Below are 18,549 nucleotides of genomic sequence, written 5' to 3' on the forward strand. Positions count from 1 at the left end.
CGATAAAAAGCCTCAGATACTTCTGAGGCTTTTTTTTTTGCTTTTTTTTTATCTTTTTCGTTACTCATCGTATTAATGTCTCTTTTAAACTAAAATAAAAAATGTTTTTGAATAACTATTAGAGTTTATTAATTAAAGTAACGTTTTTGCAACTGTTTTTTTGATATGTGTATTTATACCCATATGTATAGAAAAATAATAGCGATGGAAGCCTCAAACTTAGTTTGGGGCTTTTTTTTTGTTTAAAACCCGTGTTTTGTCGGTTATTTAGGGTTTTTTGCCGAAAGCGTTGGTTTTTAGAGGTTTCATTTCTACTATTAGAAGGATAAGTGGCAAATTTGTAATAAGTTTTTTTGATGTGAGATTATATTACCCTCATATAGAAAGATTAATAGCGATTGAAAACCCCAACTTTAGTTGGGGTTTTCTATTTTTAACTATTTAATAGCTTTAGCCGCTTGCTCTACTTTTAATTTTAAACTGTCTTTGTAAGCTATTATTTTGTCTAAAACTAAAGGGTCCGAGGCGCCTATAATTTGTGTTGCTAGGATACCAGCATTTTTTGCTCCATTTAAGGCTACTGTGGCTACAGGAACTCCTCCAGGCATTTGAAGGATAGATAATACAGAATCCCATCCATCAATAGAGTTGCTGCTTTTTACAGGGACTCCTATAATTGGTAATGGACTTAAAGCAGCTACCATACCTGGTAAATGTGCAGCGCCACCAGCACCAGCAATAATTACTTTAATGCCTCTTTTGTGTGCGTTTTTACTAAATTCAAATAATTTTTCTGGTGTACGATGTGCAGATACGATATCAACTTCAATATCTATTTCAAAATCTTTTAAAATATCTATAGCGTCTTGCATGACTGGCATATCGCTATTGCTTCCCATTATTACTGCTACTTTATTCATCTTTTATTGACTTATTACTTTTATACTGTTTTTAACCTCTTCAGCAATTTGACGTGCCGTATTTAAATCTTCGTTTATTATAGTGACATGGCCCATTTTTCTAAAAGGACGAGTTTCTTGTTTACCATATATATGAGGTGTTACACCATTCATAGCCATGATAACTTCAATATTTTTATATTTTACGGGGCCTTCATAATCTTCAGCACCTACTAAATTAACCATAACAGCCGCCGTTTTATTATCTGTCTTCCCTAATGGTAATCCTAATACCGCACGGATATGTTGTTCAAATTGCGAAGTGTAACTCGCTTCAATCGTTTGGTGCCCGGAGTTATGTGGTCTTGGTGCGACTTCATTAATCAGAATCTGGTCGTCTTCTGTTTGAAATAATTCGACTGCCAATAAGCCGACATGATTAAACGCTTCGGATGTTTTTAAAGCAATGTCTTGTGCCTTTTTAGCAACTTCAGAGGGTATTCTTGCTGGGCAAATAACATATTCGACTTGATTGGCTTCTGGATGAAATTCCATTTCGACTACGGGATACGTTTTCGTTTCTCCAGTAGCACTTCTTGCCACAATAACAGCTAGTTCATTTTTAAAAGGAACTAATTGCTCTGCTATACATTCGCCTTTAGGCAAATCTGTTAAATCCTTTAGAGATCGTACTATTTTAACCCCATTACCGTCATAGCCAAATTGTGCTGCTTTCCATACAAAGGGTAGTTTTAACCCACCGTTATCAATCGCATCTTCAATTTCTGAGACATAAGCAAATCGACTAAAAGGAGCAGTTGGTAAATTATGATCTTGATAAAATAATTTTTGCGTGGCTTTATTTTGGATACGTTGCAAAGTTTTAGAGGACGGGTAGACTTTTACGCCTTCATTTTCTAGTTTTTCTAATGCGTCAACATTAACGTTTTCAATCTCAATGGTAAGCACATTAACCTGCTTGCCAAAATTGTAAACGGTATCAAAATCCATTAAATCACCTTGTGTAAATTCGTTACAGGCCATTCGGCTTGGTGCTTCATTGCTATTATCTAAAACGCAAGTGTATATGTCAAATTTTCGAGTATCATAAAGGAGCATTTTACCTAATTGGCCACCACCTAAAATACCTAATTTAAAGTCTGAAGAAAAATAATTCATTAGTCAAGAAACGTGTTAGCTACAAAAATACATTTTAAAACCAAAACAGTACCTAAAAATCGAATTCAAATATCTCTTAAACAGTCACAATTACGTATATTTGCGCTTTAAATTTATAAAATGCAGACGATAACGCTTCACGACAAACAGTTTAAACCATTTATTTCTGAGCAAGAAATTGATGATGCAGTCACAAGAATGGCGCATCAAGTTGCGGAAGATTTAGGCGACGAAGTACCCGTTTTTATTGGTATTTTGAATGGATCTTTTATGTTAGTTAGCGATTTTGTAAAAAAATATCCAAAACCTTGTGAAGTCACTTTTATTAAATTAGCATCTTATGAAGGTGTTAAATCGACAGAAGATATTCAGCGTTTAATAGGTTTAACACAAGACTTAACGGGACGTACAGTTGTTATTTTAGAGGACATTATTGATACCGGTAACACTTTAGTCGAAGTACATCGCATTTTTGAAAACGAGAACGTAAAACAATTATTAATTGCAACACTTTTTTATAAGCCAGAAGCCTATAAGAAAGACTTTAAGTTGCATTATATTGGTATGGAAATACCTAATAAATTTATTGTAGGCTACGGATTAGACTATGATGGATTAGGAAGGGATCTACCAGCAGTATATCAATTAAAAACCACACAACATATGACTAATTTAGTGCTATTTGGACCTCCAGGTGCAGGAAAAGGAACGCAAGCTAATTTTTTAAAAGAGAAATATAATCTAGTACATATATCTACAGGAGATGTGTTTAGATATAATATCAAAAACGAAACGGCTTTAGGGACATTAGCAAAATCATACATGGATAAGGGACATTTAGTGCCAGACCAAGTGACTATAGATATGTTGGAAGCAGAAGTAGACAGAAATGCTGGTGCAAATGGATTTATTTTTGATGGTTTTCCAAGAAATGAAACACAAGCTATAGCATTAGAAAAGATAATGGAGGCTAGAGATTCTGAAGTTAGCGCAATGGTTGCTTTAGAAGTTGAAGATGAGGTTTTAGTACAACGTTTATTAGAGCGTGGTAAAACTAGTGGAAGAAAAGATGATTCTGACGAATCTATTATTAGAAACAGAATTAAAGTATATTATAACGAAACGGCTATTTTAAAAGACTATTACGCAGCACAAAACAAATATTTTGGAGTTGATGGAATAGGATCTATTACAGATATTACTAAACGTTTAAATACTGTAATTGACAAATTGTAATACAAACCAATAGGTTTGAGTTATTGAAGTATTAGTGAAAGCTTTTAACTGATAACGTTTTAATTTTTTAAATAAATTATGACTGAGGGAAATTTTGTAGACTACGTAAAAATGCACGTCTCTTCTGGGAACGGAGGAAAAGGATCTGTGCATTTACACCGCGAAAAATTTATTACAAAAGGAGGACCAGATGGAGGAGATGGTGGACGTGGAGGACACGTTATTTTAAGAGGGAACTCTAATCTTTGGACACTATTACATCTTAAATTTAAACGACACGTCAAAGCTGGACACGGTGGACACGGAAGTAAAAGTAGAAGTTCTGGAGCTGACGGAGAAGATATGTACATGGACGTGCCTTTAGGTACTGTTGTAAGAGATACTGAGACGGACGAAATTCTTTTTGAAATCACTGATGAAGGAGAAGAGGTTATCGTTGCTGAAGGAGGAAAGGGCGGTTTAGGAAACTGGAATTTTAGAAGTTCTACAAACCAAACGCCGCGTTATGCGCAACCAGGTTTACCTTTGGTAGAGCATTTTATTACTTTAGAGCTTAAAGTCTTAGCGGATGTAGGATTAGTTGGTTTCCCTAATGCAGGAAAATCTACACTTTTATCTGTAGTGACCTCAGCAAAACCGAAAATTGCGGATTACGAGTTTACGACGCTTAAGCCAAACTTAGGTATTGTGGAGTACAGAGATTTTCAAACCTTTGTAATGGCTGATATACCTGGTATTATTGAAGGAGCAGCAGAAGGAAAAGGATTAGGATACTACTTTTTACGTCATATAGAACGTAACTCTATCTTACTATTTTTAATACCGGCAGATGCACCAGATATTAATGCTCAGTATGAAATCTTGTTAGATGAATTAAGACGTTACAATCCAGAAATGTTAGACAAAGATCGCATGATTGCTATCTCTAAGTCAGACATGTTGGATGATGAGCTTAAAGCTGAAATGAAGGTAGAATTGGATAAAGTATTACCAATACCTTATCAGTTTATATCAAGTGTAGCACAACAAGGATTAACCGAGTTGAAAGATTCGCTTTGGAAAATGCTTAACTAAGTATTCAATTAGTATATAAAAAAAAGCTTCCTATTAGGAAGCTTTTTTTGTGATTAATGTTTTAGGTATTGTTTGCTATGACACAAAATCAATCTCATATAATGTTAGTACTTGCTCTAAAATCTAGCATTAATCCAATCCGACATTATTTTTAATACAACAGGAGAGAAGGTTTCTTCGTTTGTAAAATATTCATTTAAAAGCCCCGTTTTAGCTGTTTGAAATAAGTGATTGTATCCTTCTAATTGTTTTATAGTGACATCCTTATTATTTGCAGTTTTAAGATGTTTTTCAATTTCAGGCAAGTTAATTTCCGGTAACACTTGTACATCTTTTGATCCGTTTAAAACAAGAATAGGACAGTTAGTCTTTTCTAGATAAGGTTTAGGGTCTAGCTTTATAAAAGCTTGCAACCAAGGATTAGAAAGTTGTGTTTTTAATTGATTAATAGTATAATCATTAACATATACTTTAAAAGGGCTATCCTCAGTTTGTAATTTGACTTTAAATTCTTTTAAAGCATTTTCGATAGCTGTTTTTTGTTTTTCAACCTCAGTTTCAGAAAACATAGCTCGGTATGCTATAGCAGTTAATTCATTATTAAAAGCAATACCTTCATCCGTCGCTCCTTGTAATTTGCCTATCTTTTTACTTTGCGATTGTAGTATTTTTTGACCATTAACTCCGGGCCCAGCAAGCATAATAATATAGGCAACATTGGGATTTGTAGAAGCAACGATAGGTGCTATTACACCACCTTCGCTATGGCCAATTAATCCAATTTTAGACGAATCAATATCTGTTCTAGATTTCAAGTAGTTTATACCCGCTTCTACATCCTTGGCTAAATCAAAAGTGGTTGCTTTACTAAAATCACCTTCGGATTTAGCAGTACCACGTTCGTCAAAGCGCAGCACAGCAATACCTTGATTGGTTAAGTAATCCGCAATAACCCAAAACGATTTATGAGCCATCATAGTACAATCTCTATCATGTGCACCAGAACCATTTATTAATATAACAACTGGTGGTTGCTTTCTATTTTTTGGTAATGTTAATGTGCCTGCTAACGTTATGCTATCCGCGTCTTTATTTACAAACGTGACGTCTTCAATTATATAATCAAAAGGTGCTTTAGGAGTCTGTGGTTTTTCGGTTTGTGCAAAAGATATCGTGTAAATAAACAACGTTAATAAGGATATTACTTTTTTTAAAGGCTTCATATTAATAGATTTACTTGATATTTCCGTTTATCATTATTAGTTGACCGCTCATCATAATTTCAATTATAAAAGCAGATTCTGAATATATCTTTATAAAAACAAATGTAACAATTTACTGTAATTGATTACAAATAAGGTAACTACTAATAATAAAAAGCAACCATCATGAAAAAACCAAACACAAAATTAGTTTTAAGTATTTTAGCTTTGCTGCTATCCATTAGCACATTTGCTCAGGATATTTCTGGATCTTGGAAAGGGACATTGACTGCGCAAGGTCAAGATATCCCTTTAGTATTTAATGTAAAAAACGATAGTGGCATTTTGTCATCTACAATGGATAGTCCGGCACAAGGTGCAACAGGGATTCTTATGGATAAAACTCTTTTTGAAGACAACCAATTAACCATCACTTTTAAGCAAGGCGGAATTAAATATGTTGGTGTTTTAGATAAAGAAGCTATTAATGGAATATTTTATCAAGGCGGGATGGAGTTTCCTTTAAATCTAACCAAAACCATAAAAATCAAACCAGGCGATGTGTCCTTGCCATCTTCTAAAGATGCTTTAGATAAGTTGTCTTCTTTTGATAATGGAACATATAAATATTCTACTGAAGATTATTTTGAAGATCCAGCAACTAGCTCTTTTCAATTTTCGCCTAAAGGGAATTACTTTTCATACAGAGAGAAAGATGCTAATGGGAAAAACCATGTGTATGTAAAAAACACAAAAACTGATAAGGTAACACTTGCAATAGAAGAAGGTGAGGAACTAATTAGAGGTTATGGTTGGGCTAATGATAATAGATTAGTTTATGTAAAAGATAATGGGGGTAACGAAAATTATCAACTGTTTGCTGCTAATATTGATGGAAGTAATCCAAAAGCATTAACACCATTTGATGATGTGCAAGTTAATTTTTCTAACCTTTTAGAGGATCAGCCAGATCATGTTATTATTATGATGAATAAAGATAATAAACAAATATTTGAGCCTTACAAAATCAATATTGTAACGGGAGATATGGAAAAACTATTTGAAAATAAAGATGCAACTTCACCTATTGCGGGTTATGAATTTGATAAAGATGGTAATTTAAGAGGCTATACAAAACAGCAAAATGGAGTGGAGTATGTGTTAAATTACAGAACAGGAGCTGATCAACCTTTTAATCAGGTAGTAACTACTAATTGGAAAGATTCTTTTTCTATCGTAGCTTTTAATTATAATACACCTTATAAGCATGATGCTTTTGTATTAACCAATTTAGAGAGTAATACAAGCGAATTGGTTTTATACGATTTAGCAAAAAAACAAATAATAGAAAAGGTCTATAGCAATCCAACTTTTGATGTAGGTGGTGTTAGTCGTTCTAAAAAAAGAGGGTATGAAGTGGATTACTATTTTTATACAGGAGAAAAAACACACATTGTACCAGTAAGTGATTATTACAAAAAGTTAGATGAAAAATTCAAAAGGGAATTTGGAGATAAAGTGTTCTCTATTGTGGATAAAACTGAAGACGAGGATAAGTATTTGGTAATTATACAGACAGATAAGCTTTATGGAACATACTATACTTATGACGTGAAAAGTGACACGTTTACAAAGCTATTGGATTTAATGCCACAACTGCATGAGGAAGATATGGCAGAAATGAGACCTATTAACTTTATATCTCGAGATGGTTTAAAAGTCTATGGTTACATCACAATACCAAATACTATTAAAAAGGGACAAAGAGTGCCATTAATTGTAAATCCTCACGGAGGACCTTATGGTGTTAGAGACTATTGGGGTTTTAATCCAGAAACGCAATTGTTTGCAAGTAGAGGATATGCTACTTTACAGGTTAATTATAGAGGGTCTGGTGGTTATGGAAAAGAATTCTTTTTAAAAGGAAATAAGCAAATTGGGAGAAAAATGCTTAACGATTTAGAGGATGCTGTAGCTTATGCTAAAACCTTAGATTTTATTGATGGAAATAAAACGGCTATTTATGGCGCAAGTTACGGCGGACTGGCAACTTTAGGTAGCCTTGTTAAAACTCCAGATTTATATACTTGTGGGATAGATTATGTAGGTGTTAGTAATCTGTTTACCTTTTTTGAGTCTTTTCCAGAATATTGGAAACCTTACATGCCACAATTTAATGAGCAGTGGTATAATACTGAGGATGAAAATGATCAAAAGATTATGACAGAAGTATCTCCTGCTTTACACGTCGATAAAATTACTAAACCATTATTTGTAATTCAAGGTGCTAATGATCCAAGAGTTAATATAGACGAATCTGATCAAGTTGTAAAAAGTATGAGAGCTAGAAATATAGAGGTGCCTTATATGGTAAAGTATGATGAAGGACATGGGTTTTCTCATGAAGAAAATAGAGTAGCATTGTACAAAGCGATGTTAGGTTTTTTTGCACAACATTTAAAGTAAACCAGCCAAAACCAATCAAAACCAACCAATCAATTTAGTTAGTAAAAAGCCTTTTAAGCGTAATCTTAAAAGTTTTTTTTATGACTTAAAACCTCTTATTTCCGCTTAGCATAAGCTATTTACCACTCGTCATATTATCACTTTTAAATGCCTAATGTGTCTGTATATTTATGCTATCAATACAAAACGAGTAGTAATTATCAATCAAAAACAACAGTGTTATGATCAATTTAGTAAAAGCAGTCGTTCAATTAATCATTGACGCCGTTTTAAATTAAAATCAATAATTAACCTAAAACCAATACACCATGACAACATCAAAAACAAACAGAACAGACACATTTGAACAACAATTATCAAAATTTAAAAAGTTACTTATAGGAGCTAAACTGGCAAAACTATCATCAATTGTTTTGGTAACTATTTCATTAGCGTTAGCATTTAAATCTAGAGATAATAACCTATCTGTAATACTATTATTAATGGGGGCTTTAGCTATAATCTTTTTTATAGATAAATTTATGTCTCTAAAAGATATAAGACAAAAATCCTATACACAAATGTCCTTATTGGCAAGTATTACAAAACTTAAGACTTATATGTCTAGACGTAAAAAATATGAAATGTATTTTATTGCTTTTTGGATGTTAACTCTAATGCCTTTTTCAGCGACTTATTTTAGTTCAAATGTCTATGGTATTTTAGGTGTTGTTCTTTATATAGCTGTTGTTGGCTTTTTAGGTAACTTAGCTTATAAAAAATCAGATAAAGAGATTTTAGAGTTAGAAATGACTATGAGTAAAGAACTAGAAAATTTTATATAATTACATATTACTGTAAATAGATTAAAAAAATAAGCAGTAAAACTGTGTATAACAATAACGAAGCTTTATTATTGAAAAATGTTAACTGCTAAACCAACTAATATTATTTTAAACAAATGAACAATACAATAGAAATACCATTAAGTAAGAAAAAAATAATATTCGGAATTATTATCTCTTTTCTATTTGTAATAGGTGCTATGTGGATAATGTTTAACACACATTTATATCAAAATTTTCCTTTAAAATTTATGAGAGATCCTTTAGTGCTAAGAATTGTAGTAGGCTTTTGTTTGCTATTTTTTGGAGCAATAGGTGTTTATCTAGGTACAAAATATTTTGATAAAAAACCGGGGTTGATTATCAATCAAAACGGAGTTGTAGATAATTCAAATGCAACTAGTATTGGGCTTGTTAAATGGGGAGATATTACAGATATAGAAATTAAGCATGTAGCTTCAACTAAGTTTATTTTAATTAATTTAAAGAATCCAGAAGCATATATCAGTAAAGCAAATTCTAAAATAAAAGCAAAATTAATGAAATCTAACATGAGGTTGTGTGGTACACCAATTACTATAACATCAAAAAGTTTGATCTATAATTTTAATGACTTAGAGCAACTATTACAAACTGAATTTGCTAAACACAAAATCAATGCTTAATTATGAGTTTTAAAATAAAAAAGGCTATTATGATTTTAATTGTTTTGTCTATTTTGATAAGTGGCATTATAGCTTTAATTCCTTTTTTATTAGGTATGCACCATGGCTACGATTCAGCTATTTTAAAGACTGTAGTTGAAAATAGTTGTGAATGTCAAGTTTCAGCTTTAAAAGAAAACATAAGTAACACAGATCTTATTAAGGATTTAAAGTCTAAAAAAAGAGCCAAAACATTTTCATTGCAATTGGCTAATTGTAAATATCAATCTTTAGACCATTTAAAACAAGATATTTTAAATGCGTTAAAAAAACAAAATTTATGTTTGGATTTGACTATTGCATTTAAAGTTTTAATTTCAGATAGTGATGCACAAATATTTAATATTAATAATTGTAACCTATAAAAAAGATGTCTAAAAAAACAATTTATTATTGGTCAATACAAATTATAGTCTGGACATTATTAAGTGTTCTTGTAGCTTTTTCTTATTGGTTTGGAGGTAATCAGTTAGAGTTACAACTATGGCAATTAATACTGGATTTTTCTGTAATTATGGTGTTAACTGTAATTACAAGTCATTTACTAAAACAAGCATTAAATAGGTTTGTTAAGTTTGACAACTTAAAGCTAATAGATGGTTTTAATGTTCTTTGGTTATTATTTGTTTTTACAAGCCTATTTTATGTTACTTTTTTACTGTACAATTATTTAGTATACAATTATCTTTATGATAGGTCAGATGTTTTATCACATGAGTCTCAAAATTTAAAAAATAATATAATTGTGTTTATTAACTATGGTTTGTATTTTATTGTGTGGACCGTTTTTTATGTCGCCATAAAAGGATTGATGCAATTAAATAAAAGTAGAGAGGCCAGGTTAGCTTTAGAAGCTAATTTGAAGGAGTCTCAGCTCAATACATTAAAAGGACAAATTAACCCACATTTTATGTTTAATAGTTTAAATAATATTCGTGGATTAATGTTGGAAGATGTTAATAAGGCTAGAGTTATGTTAACTAATTTATCAGAAACCTTAAGGTACTCTTTAACTAAAAGCGAAGTTAATGCAATTGCTCTAGAGGATGAATTAGAAATGGTTGAAAATTATGTGGCAATATCCAAAATTCAATTTGAAGACCGTTTACAATTTACTACAGATTTAGACTCTAATACTTTAAGTTGTAAAATTCCACCAATGATTATACAAATGTTAGTTGAGAATGCATTAAAACACGGTATTTCAAATTTAAAAAAAGGTGGTCAAGTATGTTTAATTACAAAAATAGAAGAGGATCAATTAAATATAATAGTTTCAAATTCGGGAGTGTTAAATGTTGCTCAAAACTCAACACAATTGGGACTAAAAAATATTAAGCAACGTCTTAAGTTATTATATGGTGCTTTAGCCATGTTTAATATTGTAGAAATAGATAATCAAGTGGTTGCCACTATTAAAATGCCATTACTATGAAAATATTAAAAGCAGTTATTGTTGAAGATTCTAGATTGGCTAGAAATGAGTTAAAAGAGCTTTTAAAAGCACATAAGGAAATAGAGCTTATTGGCGAAGCTGAAAACGTAGACGAGGGGTTTAAGCTTATAAATGAAACTAATCCAGACTTACTTTTTTTAGATATTAATATGCCCGAAAAAGACGGGTTTGAGCTTTTAGAAATGCTAGACGAAGTACCAACTACTATTTTTACAACCGCTTTTGACGAATATGCTATTAAGTCGTTTGAGTATAATGCGTTTGATTATTTATTAAAACCCATCAATCAAAAACGCTTTTCTGCAACAATAACAAAAGCCTTAGAACAACGTCATGACACTCCAAAAACAGAAACCAAAGAAGTCGGCTTGAGCTTGGATAAAAAGATTTTTATCAAGGATGGCGAAAAATGTTGGTTGGTAAAAGTCCAGGATATCTCGTTATTTGAAATTGTTGGTAATTACACCCGAGTCTTTTTTAATGGTAACACCCCATTAATTTATAAATCGCTTGCTCAAATAGAAGAGAAATTACCTTCAGATATCTTTTTTAGAGCCAATAGACAACAGATTATAAATATCAATCACGTTAAAAAAGTAGTCTCTTGGTTTAATGGAAAATTAAAAATAGAACTGAATTCTGGAGAAGAAATTGAAATCTCAAGAAGACAGTCCTATATATTTAAAGATCAGTTAAGTTTTTGATGGCTTATTAATTATTCTACCTCAATACGAACACCTTCACTATGACTACTAAATTCTGGTGCATACATACTTTGTATGGTTGTTACACCATTACTCATATTACCAGCGTTGTTAACACGTAAATCATATTCAAAAACATAAATACCTTTTGGTAAATAGTCAAAAAAGAAATTTGTTGACGCATCCTTAGTGGCTTCGTAATATCCTAAACCATCTTGATACTTATATTTACTTAATACATTTACAGGTTCTAAACCAGCAGCACGCATATCTTTCATGTGTACAAATTCCATAGCACGATCACTTCTTAACTCTATACGGACTCTCACTAAATCGCCAACCTTAAGTTTGCTGTCTTTAGTGATTGCAGTAATAACCTCACCGGTATCTGTATTGGTTTTTAAATACAATTGCTTTTTCAGTTTTAAAGGTGTTTCTGCAGAAGTTATTTTATCTAAATCTTCAAAATATTGCCAGTATAAACTTCCCCAAGCAATACCATCTCCTTTTTTAGTCAGCTTTACATCAGCCATTTTTGGTGTAATATCAGCTCCAGACCATGACGTTTTGTAGTAACCTGTTCCAGCTTCTACTTTAACATCTTCTAAAGTCGCAGGTGTTATTTTTTCGCCACCTAAAACCACATCTACCATATCTGTAACACTTAACCAGTCATTACCTTGCAATAATAAGGCATACACCACATCTGTAGTGGCTTTAGTTGTTTTCCATCGGTTGGTCTGCTTATTTTTAAGTAACCAGATTTTAAGATTGTCAATAGTTTTTGTTTTCTCTGCTTGTGCTTCGACTGTGCTCAGTTTGGCATCAGTACTTGTTAGATCTATTTCAGCAAAAGCTTCAATCATTAAGGCTTGTGTTTCAATAGACGCTTGATACCAGTAGTAAGAATTGGTGTTTTCTTTCCAGTACATACCTAACTCGTCAGACGTAATACTGTTTTCTTTTACAGATTTTAAAATAGCATTAGACGTTGTTTTGTCCTCGTTTCTATTCATAATTAGTGCCATCATTCCTTTGGCATATAAAGGACGTTTTAGCCAGTAATTTCTAATCTGTGACAAGTAATATTGGTGTATGTCTTGTTGTTTTTTAGATAACTTGTATTCCGGAAAAAAGCTACGCATATATAAATAATGTAATTGCGTATAACTTAAATGATCTTTGGTATAATCCACGTCATTAGTATACTTTGTTAAGTCGTTATATTCTTTTTCAAATGCAGCATCTAAATAATCTAAAGCATTTTCAACCATGTCCGTAATGTCTTCATCTTTATCACTAACCACATTTAGTTTTTTAAGATGTCCAAAACCTGTAATAATATGTTGTGTGATGTAGCGGTTAACGCGGTAATCTCCAAACCAAGACCAACCACCATTGCTCATTTGGTTGTTACGTAGTTTTTTCTTGGCACGTTTTAACTCGCTATTCATTTTATTTAAATCAAATAACAATGCGATACGTTTTTTCTGTTCCGTTTCCGATTGTGCATCACGTAGCCATGGTGTTTCCTGAATTAAAATGGATTTCAAATCTTGATTTTTTTCAAGGTTACTTAATAACGCATCTGTATTTTTCCATTGGCTAAACACCTCTTTAATACGTGGATTGCTATTTACAATATGACTTGCTAAGGCATTAGCGTAAAATCTACTAAACGTTTGCTCATTACATTCATACGGATATTCCATTAAGTATGGTAACGCTTGTACTGCATACCAAGCAGGATTGCTAGTCATTTCTAAGGTTAATTTATGGTGCTTTAAAGTGGTAGAGGTGTTAGTCTTTAATTTGTCTAAAGTAAAAGTTCTGCTCTCGTTACTTCTAATCCACATGGGTAAGGTTTCTGTTACTAACATGCGGTTAGTTAAAACGGGTAAAGCGTTTTGTTCACCATCACTAAAATCGCCTGATTTAGCTAGTATTTTATATTGTACCGCACTTACATTATCAGGAATAGACAACGTCCATGTGACTTGTGTGTTGCCTTTCGCTTTCGCGGAAAAGGATTGCTGGTTTAAAGTATTGGCTAATTCCGAATCTATAGATTTCCCCGTCAATGCATCAAACAACTGAAGCACTGCCGTACCACTTAAATCTTTTGCAGTAAGGTTAGATATTTTTGTACTAATCTGAATTTGATCTCCTTGACGTAAAAAACGTGGTGCATTAGGTAACACCATCAAGTCTTTTTGCGTGACTGTTTGCATGGTTTTTTTAGCATAATTACCTTGCTTATCATGAGCAAACAAATTAAGATTCCATCTAGTCAAAGCTTCAGGAGTTGTAAAATTAAAAGATACATTCCCTTCTGTATCTGTGGCTAATTGCGGAAAGAAAAACGCAGTTTCTTGTAAATTGGTTCTTGCTTTTACTTGTGAAAATTCTTCTTTCTTCCCGTTTTTTGTAGTTATTATTACCACTCCGTTAGCGCCTTTACTTCCGTATATGGCAGTAGAAGAAGCATCTTTTAAAACAGAAACACTTGTGATTTGGTCGGAGTTTAAAGCTCTAAACTCTGCTTCTGATAAAGCAACACCATCGACTATAAAGAGAGGTTTTGATTCACCATTTAAACTACTAACACCTCTTAAGTTGATTTCTGTAGAGTCATCCTCGGAATCAGCTTGATTTGAGTTAATATTTAATCCTGAAACTTGACCTTCCAGTGTTTGTGCCAAACTAGCATTTGGTCTAGAAGATTTCCTTTTTAATGTAGAACCATAACCAGTCACTACAACCTCTTCTAATTTGCTATTTGGATTAAGAGAGATATTAATAACATTATCAGATTCAACAGTTTTTTCTAAAGAAGTGTAACCGACATAATTAAAAGTTAATACATCTCCTTTTTTTACTTTGATTGTATACTTTCCATCAAAGTCCGCACTTGTTCCCGTATCCGTTCCTTTTATTTGTATTGTAGCACTAGGAAGTGGTACTCCATTTTCGTCGTTAACAGTTCCTGCCACAAATCCTTTTTTAATTGTACTATCATAGGACGTTACAACGCGATCAATTCTAAGTTTATTTAAATACTGATTGTACACCCAACGGTTATTATTAATAGTAAATCCAAACCAATTAAATTGATCAAAGCTTTTTAAGTTAATATAACGCTCAAAAGAATAAGGATTAGTAATGTTAAAAGTGGTGGTTGCAAAACTATTGCCATTACCATGTCTGTAAGATGCGTAGTAGCTTCTTGGTGTAAAGTTGGAGTAGTTCCAATTGTGTGGTTTGAATTGATCTAAAGACGCATCGTACATACTCGCTAATACTTCGGATGCTATTTTTTCGCCTTTAGTGCCTTTTATTTTAAAACACCAAGTTTCATCTGTTCCTGGTTGTAGTTTATCTCTAAAAGTTAAGGTTTCAATCTCTAATTCTGTTTTCGGGTAGGGTACATTTATAGTCATACTACCGCCTTCATAGCTATTAAAAGCTGCTGTACTGTAATGGATCCCAAAACCTCCTAAATCGTTTTTTTCAATAGGAATACTTATGGTCTTTTTATTGTTATTTAATTGAATAACATAATTTTTTTTGATTTGAAACTCACGTTCTAGACTTACCGTAACAGTAACATCTTTTGCGGCACTTGCTAAAGTTAGTATCAGGTTATCACCAATCTGATAACTGGTTTTGTCAGCAGTTACAGATAATAATTGTTGGTCTGCTAATGTTTTGTCTTTATCAGAATATAAGGTTGTTTTAACTTCATCTTTCACATCTTGACCAAACTTATCTTTTGTGTTTAGCTCAATAAAATAAGCACCCGATAACCATTTTTTAATATTTTTTAAATCAATAGTTTTAGATTTCTCGGTATCAAAGGTTTTACTTAATACTAAATCGCCTTTTTTCCAATGTTCTGGATTATCTTCATTAGTGTAAGCGTCGTGGGGAAAGTAGTCTTTAAAAGCACCTTCTGTAAAACCAGGATAATCTGGAGCCGTCCAAGGACGTGTTCTTAAGACCGTGTTTGGAGCTTGTAATTTATAAATTTTTAAAGTGCCTTTTGCGGCTACAAATTGACCATTTAGATTTTGTGTTGTAATAGTAATTTGATTATCTTTTTTAGATTTATCAATAACGGGACTAATACCAATAGCGGCTGTTAAAGCATGGTATCCCACTTTTACAATAGTTGAGGTGCTTCTCGTTTCTCCGTTAATATCTGTGACATCTGCAGTGACTTCATAACTAAAAATAGGTAAGCCCGATTTATCTACTTTTTCATCAGGTATTGCTTTAAAAACGATATCGTAATTGCCTTCTGCATCTGTAGTCGTTTCGCCATGTGTAATTTCTTGCGTGTCACTATTGTAATTTGGTCTATACCATCTATACCATGCAGGGTATTGTACGTTTCTAACCACGCGATATACTACTTTGGCATCCGTGATTTTACTTCCAGCAAATGCGATAGCTTCTCCTTTTACAGTAATACTATCGTTAACCTTTAAAGTTTCGGTAATGGGATTAAAATTAGTTTCGAATTTAGGACGCTTATATTCTTCAACAGAAAGACTAGTGTTTCCATAAATCTTATTATCACTAATAGTAATGCTATAATTACCCGTCAGTCCATCGTTTGGTAACATAAATTCCCCAGAAATGGAACCAAACGCATTAGTTACAAGGTCTAAATCACTTACTTTTTCGCCATTAACATTGTATAATACTACGGTTACTTTTTTGTTAGTAATAACTTCCGTTTTATTGTTTTTGTTTTTTAAAGCGATGGCTTTAAAATAAACGGGTTGTGATGGTCTGTAAATACTACGGTCTGTAAAAATAAAAGCTTGATAATTAGCATCGTTATTAGCGCGATTTTTGTAGTAATTATTAATATAATAATTGCCAAAATAACCAGTGTCTGATTTTGTCTTAATAGTAAGGTTAACATTGTTACGGTTGTAATTTGTGCCTTTGTTTAATGTAATAAGACCTTCTGCATTTGTTGTTTGGCTTGTGGTTTTTGCGACTTCATTACGGCTGATATGTTCAATCTCTACTTTGATATTTGTTAAAGGTTGTCCATTATTACGATCAATAACTTGGTAGAATTCTTGATTTTGATCTTCAAAATCCACAATAGCAATGTTTGTTACTTGTGTTAATGTGGTTGCGAAAAAGTTGTCTCTTAGGTTCTTGGATTTTCCAACAATTAAATATAGACCATTTTCTAATTTTGGGACTAACGTTTCTGTTGTGTGTTTTTGGTAATCGGATTCGCTTTTTAAATTTGAATCCCATGTTTTTTCAACTTTAAGTTTGGTAATAAATGTTGTTTTTTCGTCTTCTTTGTACAGTTTTGAAAAAGCATCACGTTGTTTTCTAGTTAGTTTAAAAGCTTGAAAGGTTAAATTTTGGATGTTTTTATAACTAATTAGAAAGCGCGAATGCGTATTGACTGGTACAAACTGTTCGGCAGTAATATTTAATGAGGGCTGTACTATTTGTGACTGTAAAATTTTGCATAAACTAGCCCCTTTACTATCTGGAAAGTCGGTAATAACTTGTTTGCTTAATGTTAACGCTTCCTTGATTTTATATTGAACCTCTGGATTAGTCTTTTTATTATAACGATTACCTTGTACAGTGTATACTGTTGCTATTTTAAAATTGTAAAGTGCAGAGACTTGGTGTGTTTTGTATTTTTCAGCTGCAGCTTTAAGTGTGTTTAAATAGATAGTCTCTTTATTGTTTAAAGTCGCATGGTTGTATACATACTCTAAACGGTCTATATTAACTTCGGTTAAAGCGTATGGGTTTTTATCTTTTAAATGAAATTTAATTAAATTCTGATAGATTTTTAAAGCTTGTAATTGTAATGATGTCGAATCTTTTGAGGTAATAGTTGTTCTAGAAAAGGTGTTTGAGTCCGTTAAATAGTCGGCATTGTCAATTACAAATTTATAAGCTGGTTGTATGATTCTGTTTTCAGATGTTTTATAAAAAGTTAAAGCATTATGATTTAAAAAATCGAATAACGTTGGTCTGTAAACTTCAGAATCTTTCCCTTTGGTAATAATAGCACTAAATTGGCTAGTGTCCGTTTGTTGTAAAATTAATCCATTGCGTAACGAGCGGTCATAAAGTGTTTGGATTTCGGAGAATAAGGTTTCCAAGTCCCAAGTTCTAAAATCAATAGCATCTGCTTTGTCTTCCGTTTTGGTACGGTTGTAAAACTGATATCTATTTTGCTGAAAATATTGCCAATACAAAGTCGCTAACATATTTTCTAACACATTTTTAGTTGGTGCTTGACTTTTAGCGATTTCAGCTTTAAAATTATTGACTATACTCAATTGCGCATCTTCCTCTAGTAACAAAGCAAATTTGCTTTTAAATAGTAAAACTTTTATGCGTTGCTCTGTGTTATTTTCAGCAACAGCTTTAGTCTCGATAGTCGTGAGAATATCTAATGCACTTTTTGGTAAACCATTAATTTCATGCGTTTCCACTTCGGACCAAAGTTTGGAATACTTGTTGGTTTGAGAATAGGAGGTTGCAAATAGTAAAATCATTATATATGTTGGTATGTGCTTCATTTTATTAATTTTTAAACAAGATACTTTGGTTTTTAGGTCCGCTAAAACATAAATGCGTAAAGTAAACGTTTGAGTGAGTGACGTGGTATAAATTTAAAGTTAAATAATATTTAACAATTTAAACAAAAACAATACCAAGAGAATGCTATTTTTGTTAACCTTTATTATTCACTATAAAATGAGTATGACAAATAATTTATCGTATAATACAATCATTAATAGCC

At 32.2% G+C, this 18,549-nt stretch carries 12 protein-coding genes; 8 read left to right on the forward strand and 4 right to left on the reverse strand.

The annotated features are described in order from the left end of the window. Window positions 1-437: 437 nt before the first annotated feature. Together purE and H0I26_RS07185 are read right to left on the reverse strand one after the other, a co-directional pair. Window positions 438-920 (reverse strand): 5-(carboxyamino)imidazole ribonucleotide mutase, encoded by a 483-nt coding sequence (purE, locus tag H0I26_RS07180; RefSeq protein WP_218701626.1) that lies wholly within the window; start codon window positions 918-920, stop codon window positions 438-440. Between the two features lie 3 nt (window positions 921-923). After that, window positions 924-2,078 carry a 5-(carboxyamino)imidazole ribonucleotide synthase gene (locus H0I26_RS07185; protein ID WP_218701627.1) on the reverse strand — a complete coding sequence of 385 codons (1,155 nt, stop codon included), beginning with the start codon at window positions 2,076-2,078 and terminating at the stop codon, window positions 924-926. Between the two features lie 120 nt (window positions 2,079-2,198). On the opposite strand from H0I26_RS07185, the gene H0I26_RS07190 reads away from it, so the two are divergent. Then, the gene (locus H0I26_RS07190; protein WP_218701628.1) at window positions 2,199-3,314 is read left to right on the forward strand and encodes an adenylate kinase; all 1,116 of its coding nucleotides are present in this window, start codon (window positions 2,199-2,201) and stop codon (window positions 3,312-3,314) included. 78 nt (window positions 3,315-3,392) lie between these two features. Continuing rightward, window positions 3,393-4,388, forward strand: coding sequence for a GTPase ObgE (gene obgE / locus H0I26_RS07195; RefSeq protein ID WP_218701629.1), 996 nt, complete (start codon window positions 3,393-3,395; stop codon window positions 4,386-4,388). A 116-nt stretch (window positions 4,389-4,504) separates the two neighbouring features. Here the strand turns inward: obgE and H0I26_RS07200 are convergent, their stop codons facing one another. Continuing rightward, window positions 4,505-5,611 carry an alpha/beta hydrolase family protein gene (locus H0I26_RS07200; protein WP_218701630.1) on the reverse strand — a complete coding sequence of 369 codons (1,107 nt, stop codon included), beginning with the start codon at window positions 5,609-5,611 and terminating at the stop codon, window positions 4,505-4,507. Between the two features lie 165 nt (window positions 5,612-5,776). Between H0I26_RS07200 and H0I26_RS07205 the strand changes: the two genes are divergently transcribed. From H0I26_RS07205 to H0I26_RS07230, 6 genes are all read left to right on the forward strand, one after another. Next, complete coding sequence (locus H0I26_RS07205) at window positions 5,777-8,056, forward strand: alpha/beta hydrolase family protein (RefSeq protein ID WP_218701631.1); 2,280 nt, start codon at window positions 5,777-5,779, stop codon at window positions 8,054-8,056. Window positions 8,057-8,364: 308 nt separating this feature from the next. Further along, a complete protein-coding gene (locus H0I26_RS07210; protein ID WP_218701632.1) occupies window positions 8,365-8,880 on the forward strand; it encodes a hypothetical protein in 516 nt (171 codons plus the stop codon). Between the two features lie 116 nt (window positions 8,881-8,996). Beyond that, window positions 8,997-9,545, forward strand: coding sequence for an STM3941 family protein (locus H0I26_RS07215; protein WP_218701633.1), 549 nt, complete (start codon window positions 8,997-8,999; stop codon window positions 9,543-9,545). Window positions 9,546-9,547: 2 nt separating this feature from the next. Further along, window positions 9,548-9,949, forward strand: a complete 402-nt coding sequence (locus H0I26_RS07220) for a hypothetical protein (RefSeq protein ID WP_218701634.1) — start codon at window positions 9,548-9,550, stop codon at window positions 9,947-9,949. Window positions 9,950-9,954: 5 nt separating this feature from the next. Continuing rightward, window positions 9,955-11,019, forward strand: coding sequence for a sensor histidine kinase (locus H0I26_RS07225; protein WP_218701635.1), 1,065 nt, complete (start codon window positions 9,955-9,957; stop codon window positions 11,017-11,019). Further along, window positions 11,016-11,744: a LytR/AlgR family response regulator transcription factor gene (locus tag H0I26_RS07230; protein WP_218701636.1), complete on the forward strand. Its 729-nt coding sequence runs from the start codon at window positions 11,016-11,018 to the stop codon at window positions 11,742-11,744. Before H0I26_RS07225 ends, H0I26_RS07230 begins: the two co-directional genes overlap by 4 nt. Before the next feature lie 11 nt (window positions 11,745-11,755). Here the strand turns inward: H0I26_RS07230 and H0I26_RS07235 are convergent, their stop codons facing one another. Then, window positions 11,756-18,325, reverse strand: a complete 6,570-nt coding sequence (locus H0I26_RS07235; RefSeq protein ID WP_218701637.1) for an MG2 domain-containing protein — start codon at window positions 18,323-18,325, stop codon at window positions 11,756-11,758. Between the last annotated feature and the right edge of the window lie 224 nt (window positions 18,326-18,549).

The organism is Olleya sp. HaHaR_3_96, assembly GCF_019278545.1.
Classification (GTDB): domain Bacteria; phylum Bacteroidota; class Bacteroidia; order Flavobacteriales; family Flavobacteriaceae; genus Olleya.

What these genes read in the sequence shown, in the direction of transcription:
- H0I26_RS07200 (WP_218701630.1), bottom strand. Translation starts at nt 5,611, where the DNA reads ATGAAGCCTTTAAAAAAAGTAATATCCTTATTAACGTTGTTTATTTAC.
- obgE (WP_218701629.1), top strand. Translation starts at nt 3,393, where the DNA reads ATGACTGAGGGAAATTTTGTAGACTACGTAAAAATGCACGTCTCTTCT.
- H0I26_RS07235 (WP_218701637.1), bottom strand. Translation starts at nt 18,325, where the DNA reads ATGAAGCACATACCAACATATATAATGATTTTACTATTTGCAACCTCC.
- H0I26_RS07220 (WP_218701634.1), top strand. Translation starts at nt 9,548, where the DNA reads ATGAGTTTTAAAATAAAAAAGGCTATTATGATTTTAATTGTTTTGTCT.
- H0I26_RS07230 (WP_218701636.1), top strand. Translation starts at nt 11,016, where the DNA reads ATGAAAATATTAAAAGCAGTTATTGTTGAAGATTCTAGATTGGCTAGA.
- H0I26_RS07190 (WP_218701628.1), top strand. Translation starts at nt 2,199, where the DNA reads ATGCAGACGATAACGCTTCACGACAAACAGTTTAAACCATTTATTTCT.
- purE (WP_218701626.1), bottom strand. Translation starts at nt 920, where the DNA reads ATGAATAAAGTAGCAGTAATAATGGGAAGCAATAGCGATATGCCAGTC.
- H0I26_RS07185 (WP_218701627.1), bottom strand. Translation starts at nt 2,078, where the DNA reads ATGAATTATTTTTCTTCAGACTTTAAATTAGGTATTTTAGGTGGTGGC.
- H0I26_RS07205 (WP_218701631.1), top strand. Translation starts at nt 5,777, where the DNA reads ATGAAAAAACCAAACACAAAATTAGTTTTAAGTATTTTAGCTTTGCTG.
- H0I26_RS07210 (WP_218701632.1), top strand. Translation starts at nt 8,365, where the DNA reads ATGACAACATCAAAAACAAACAGAACAGACACATTTGAACAACAATTA.
- H0I26_RS07225 (WP_218701635.1), top strand. Translation starts at nt 9,955, where the DNA reads ATGTCTAAAAAAACAATTTATTATTGGTCAATACAAATTATAGTCTGG.
- H0I26_RS07215 (WP_218701633.1), top strand. Translation starts at nt 8,997, where the DNA reads ATGAACAATACAATAGAAATACCATTAAGTAAGAAAAAAATAATATTC.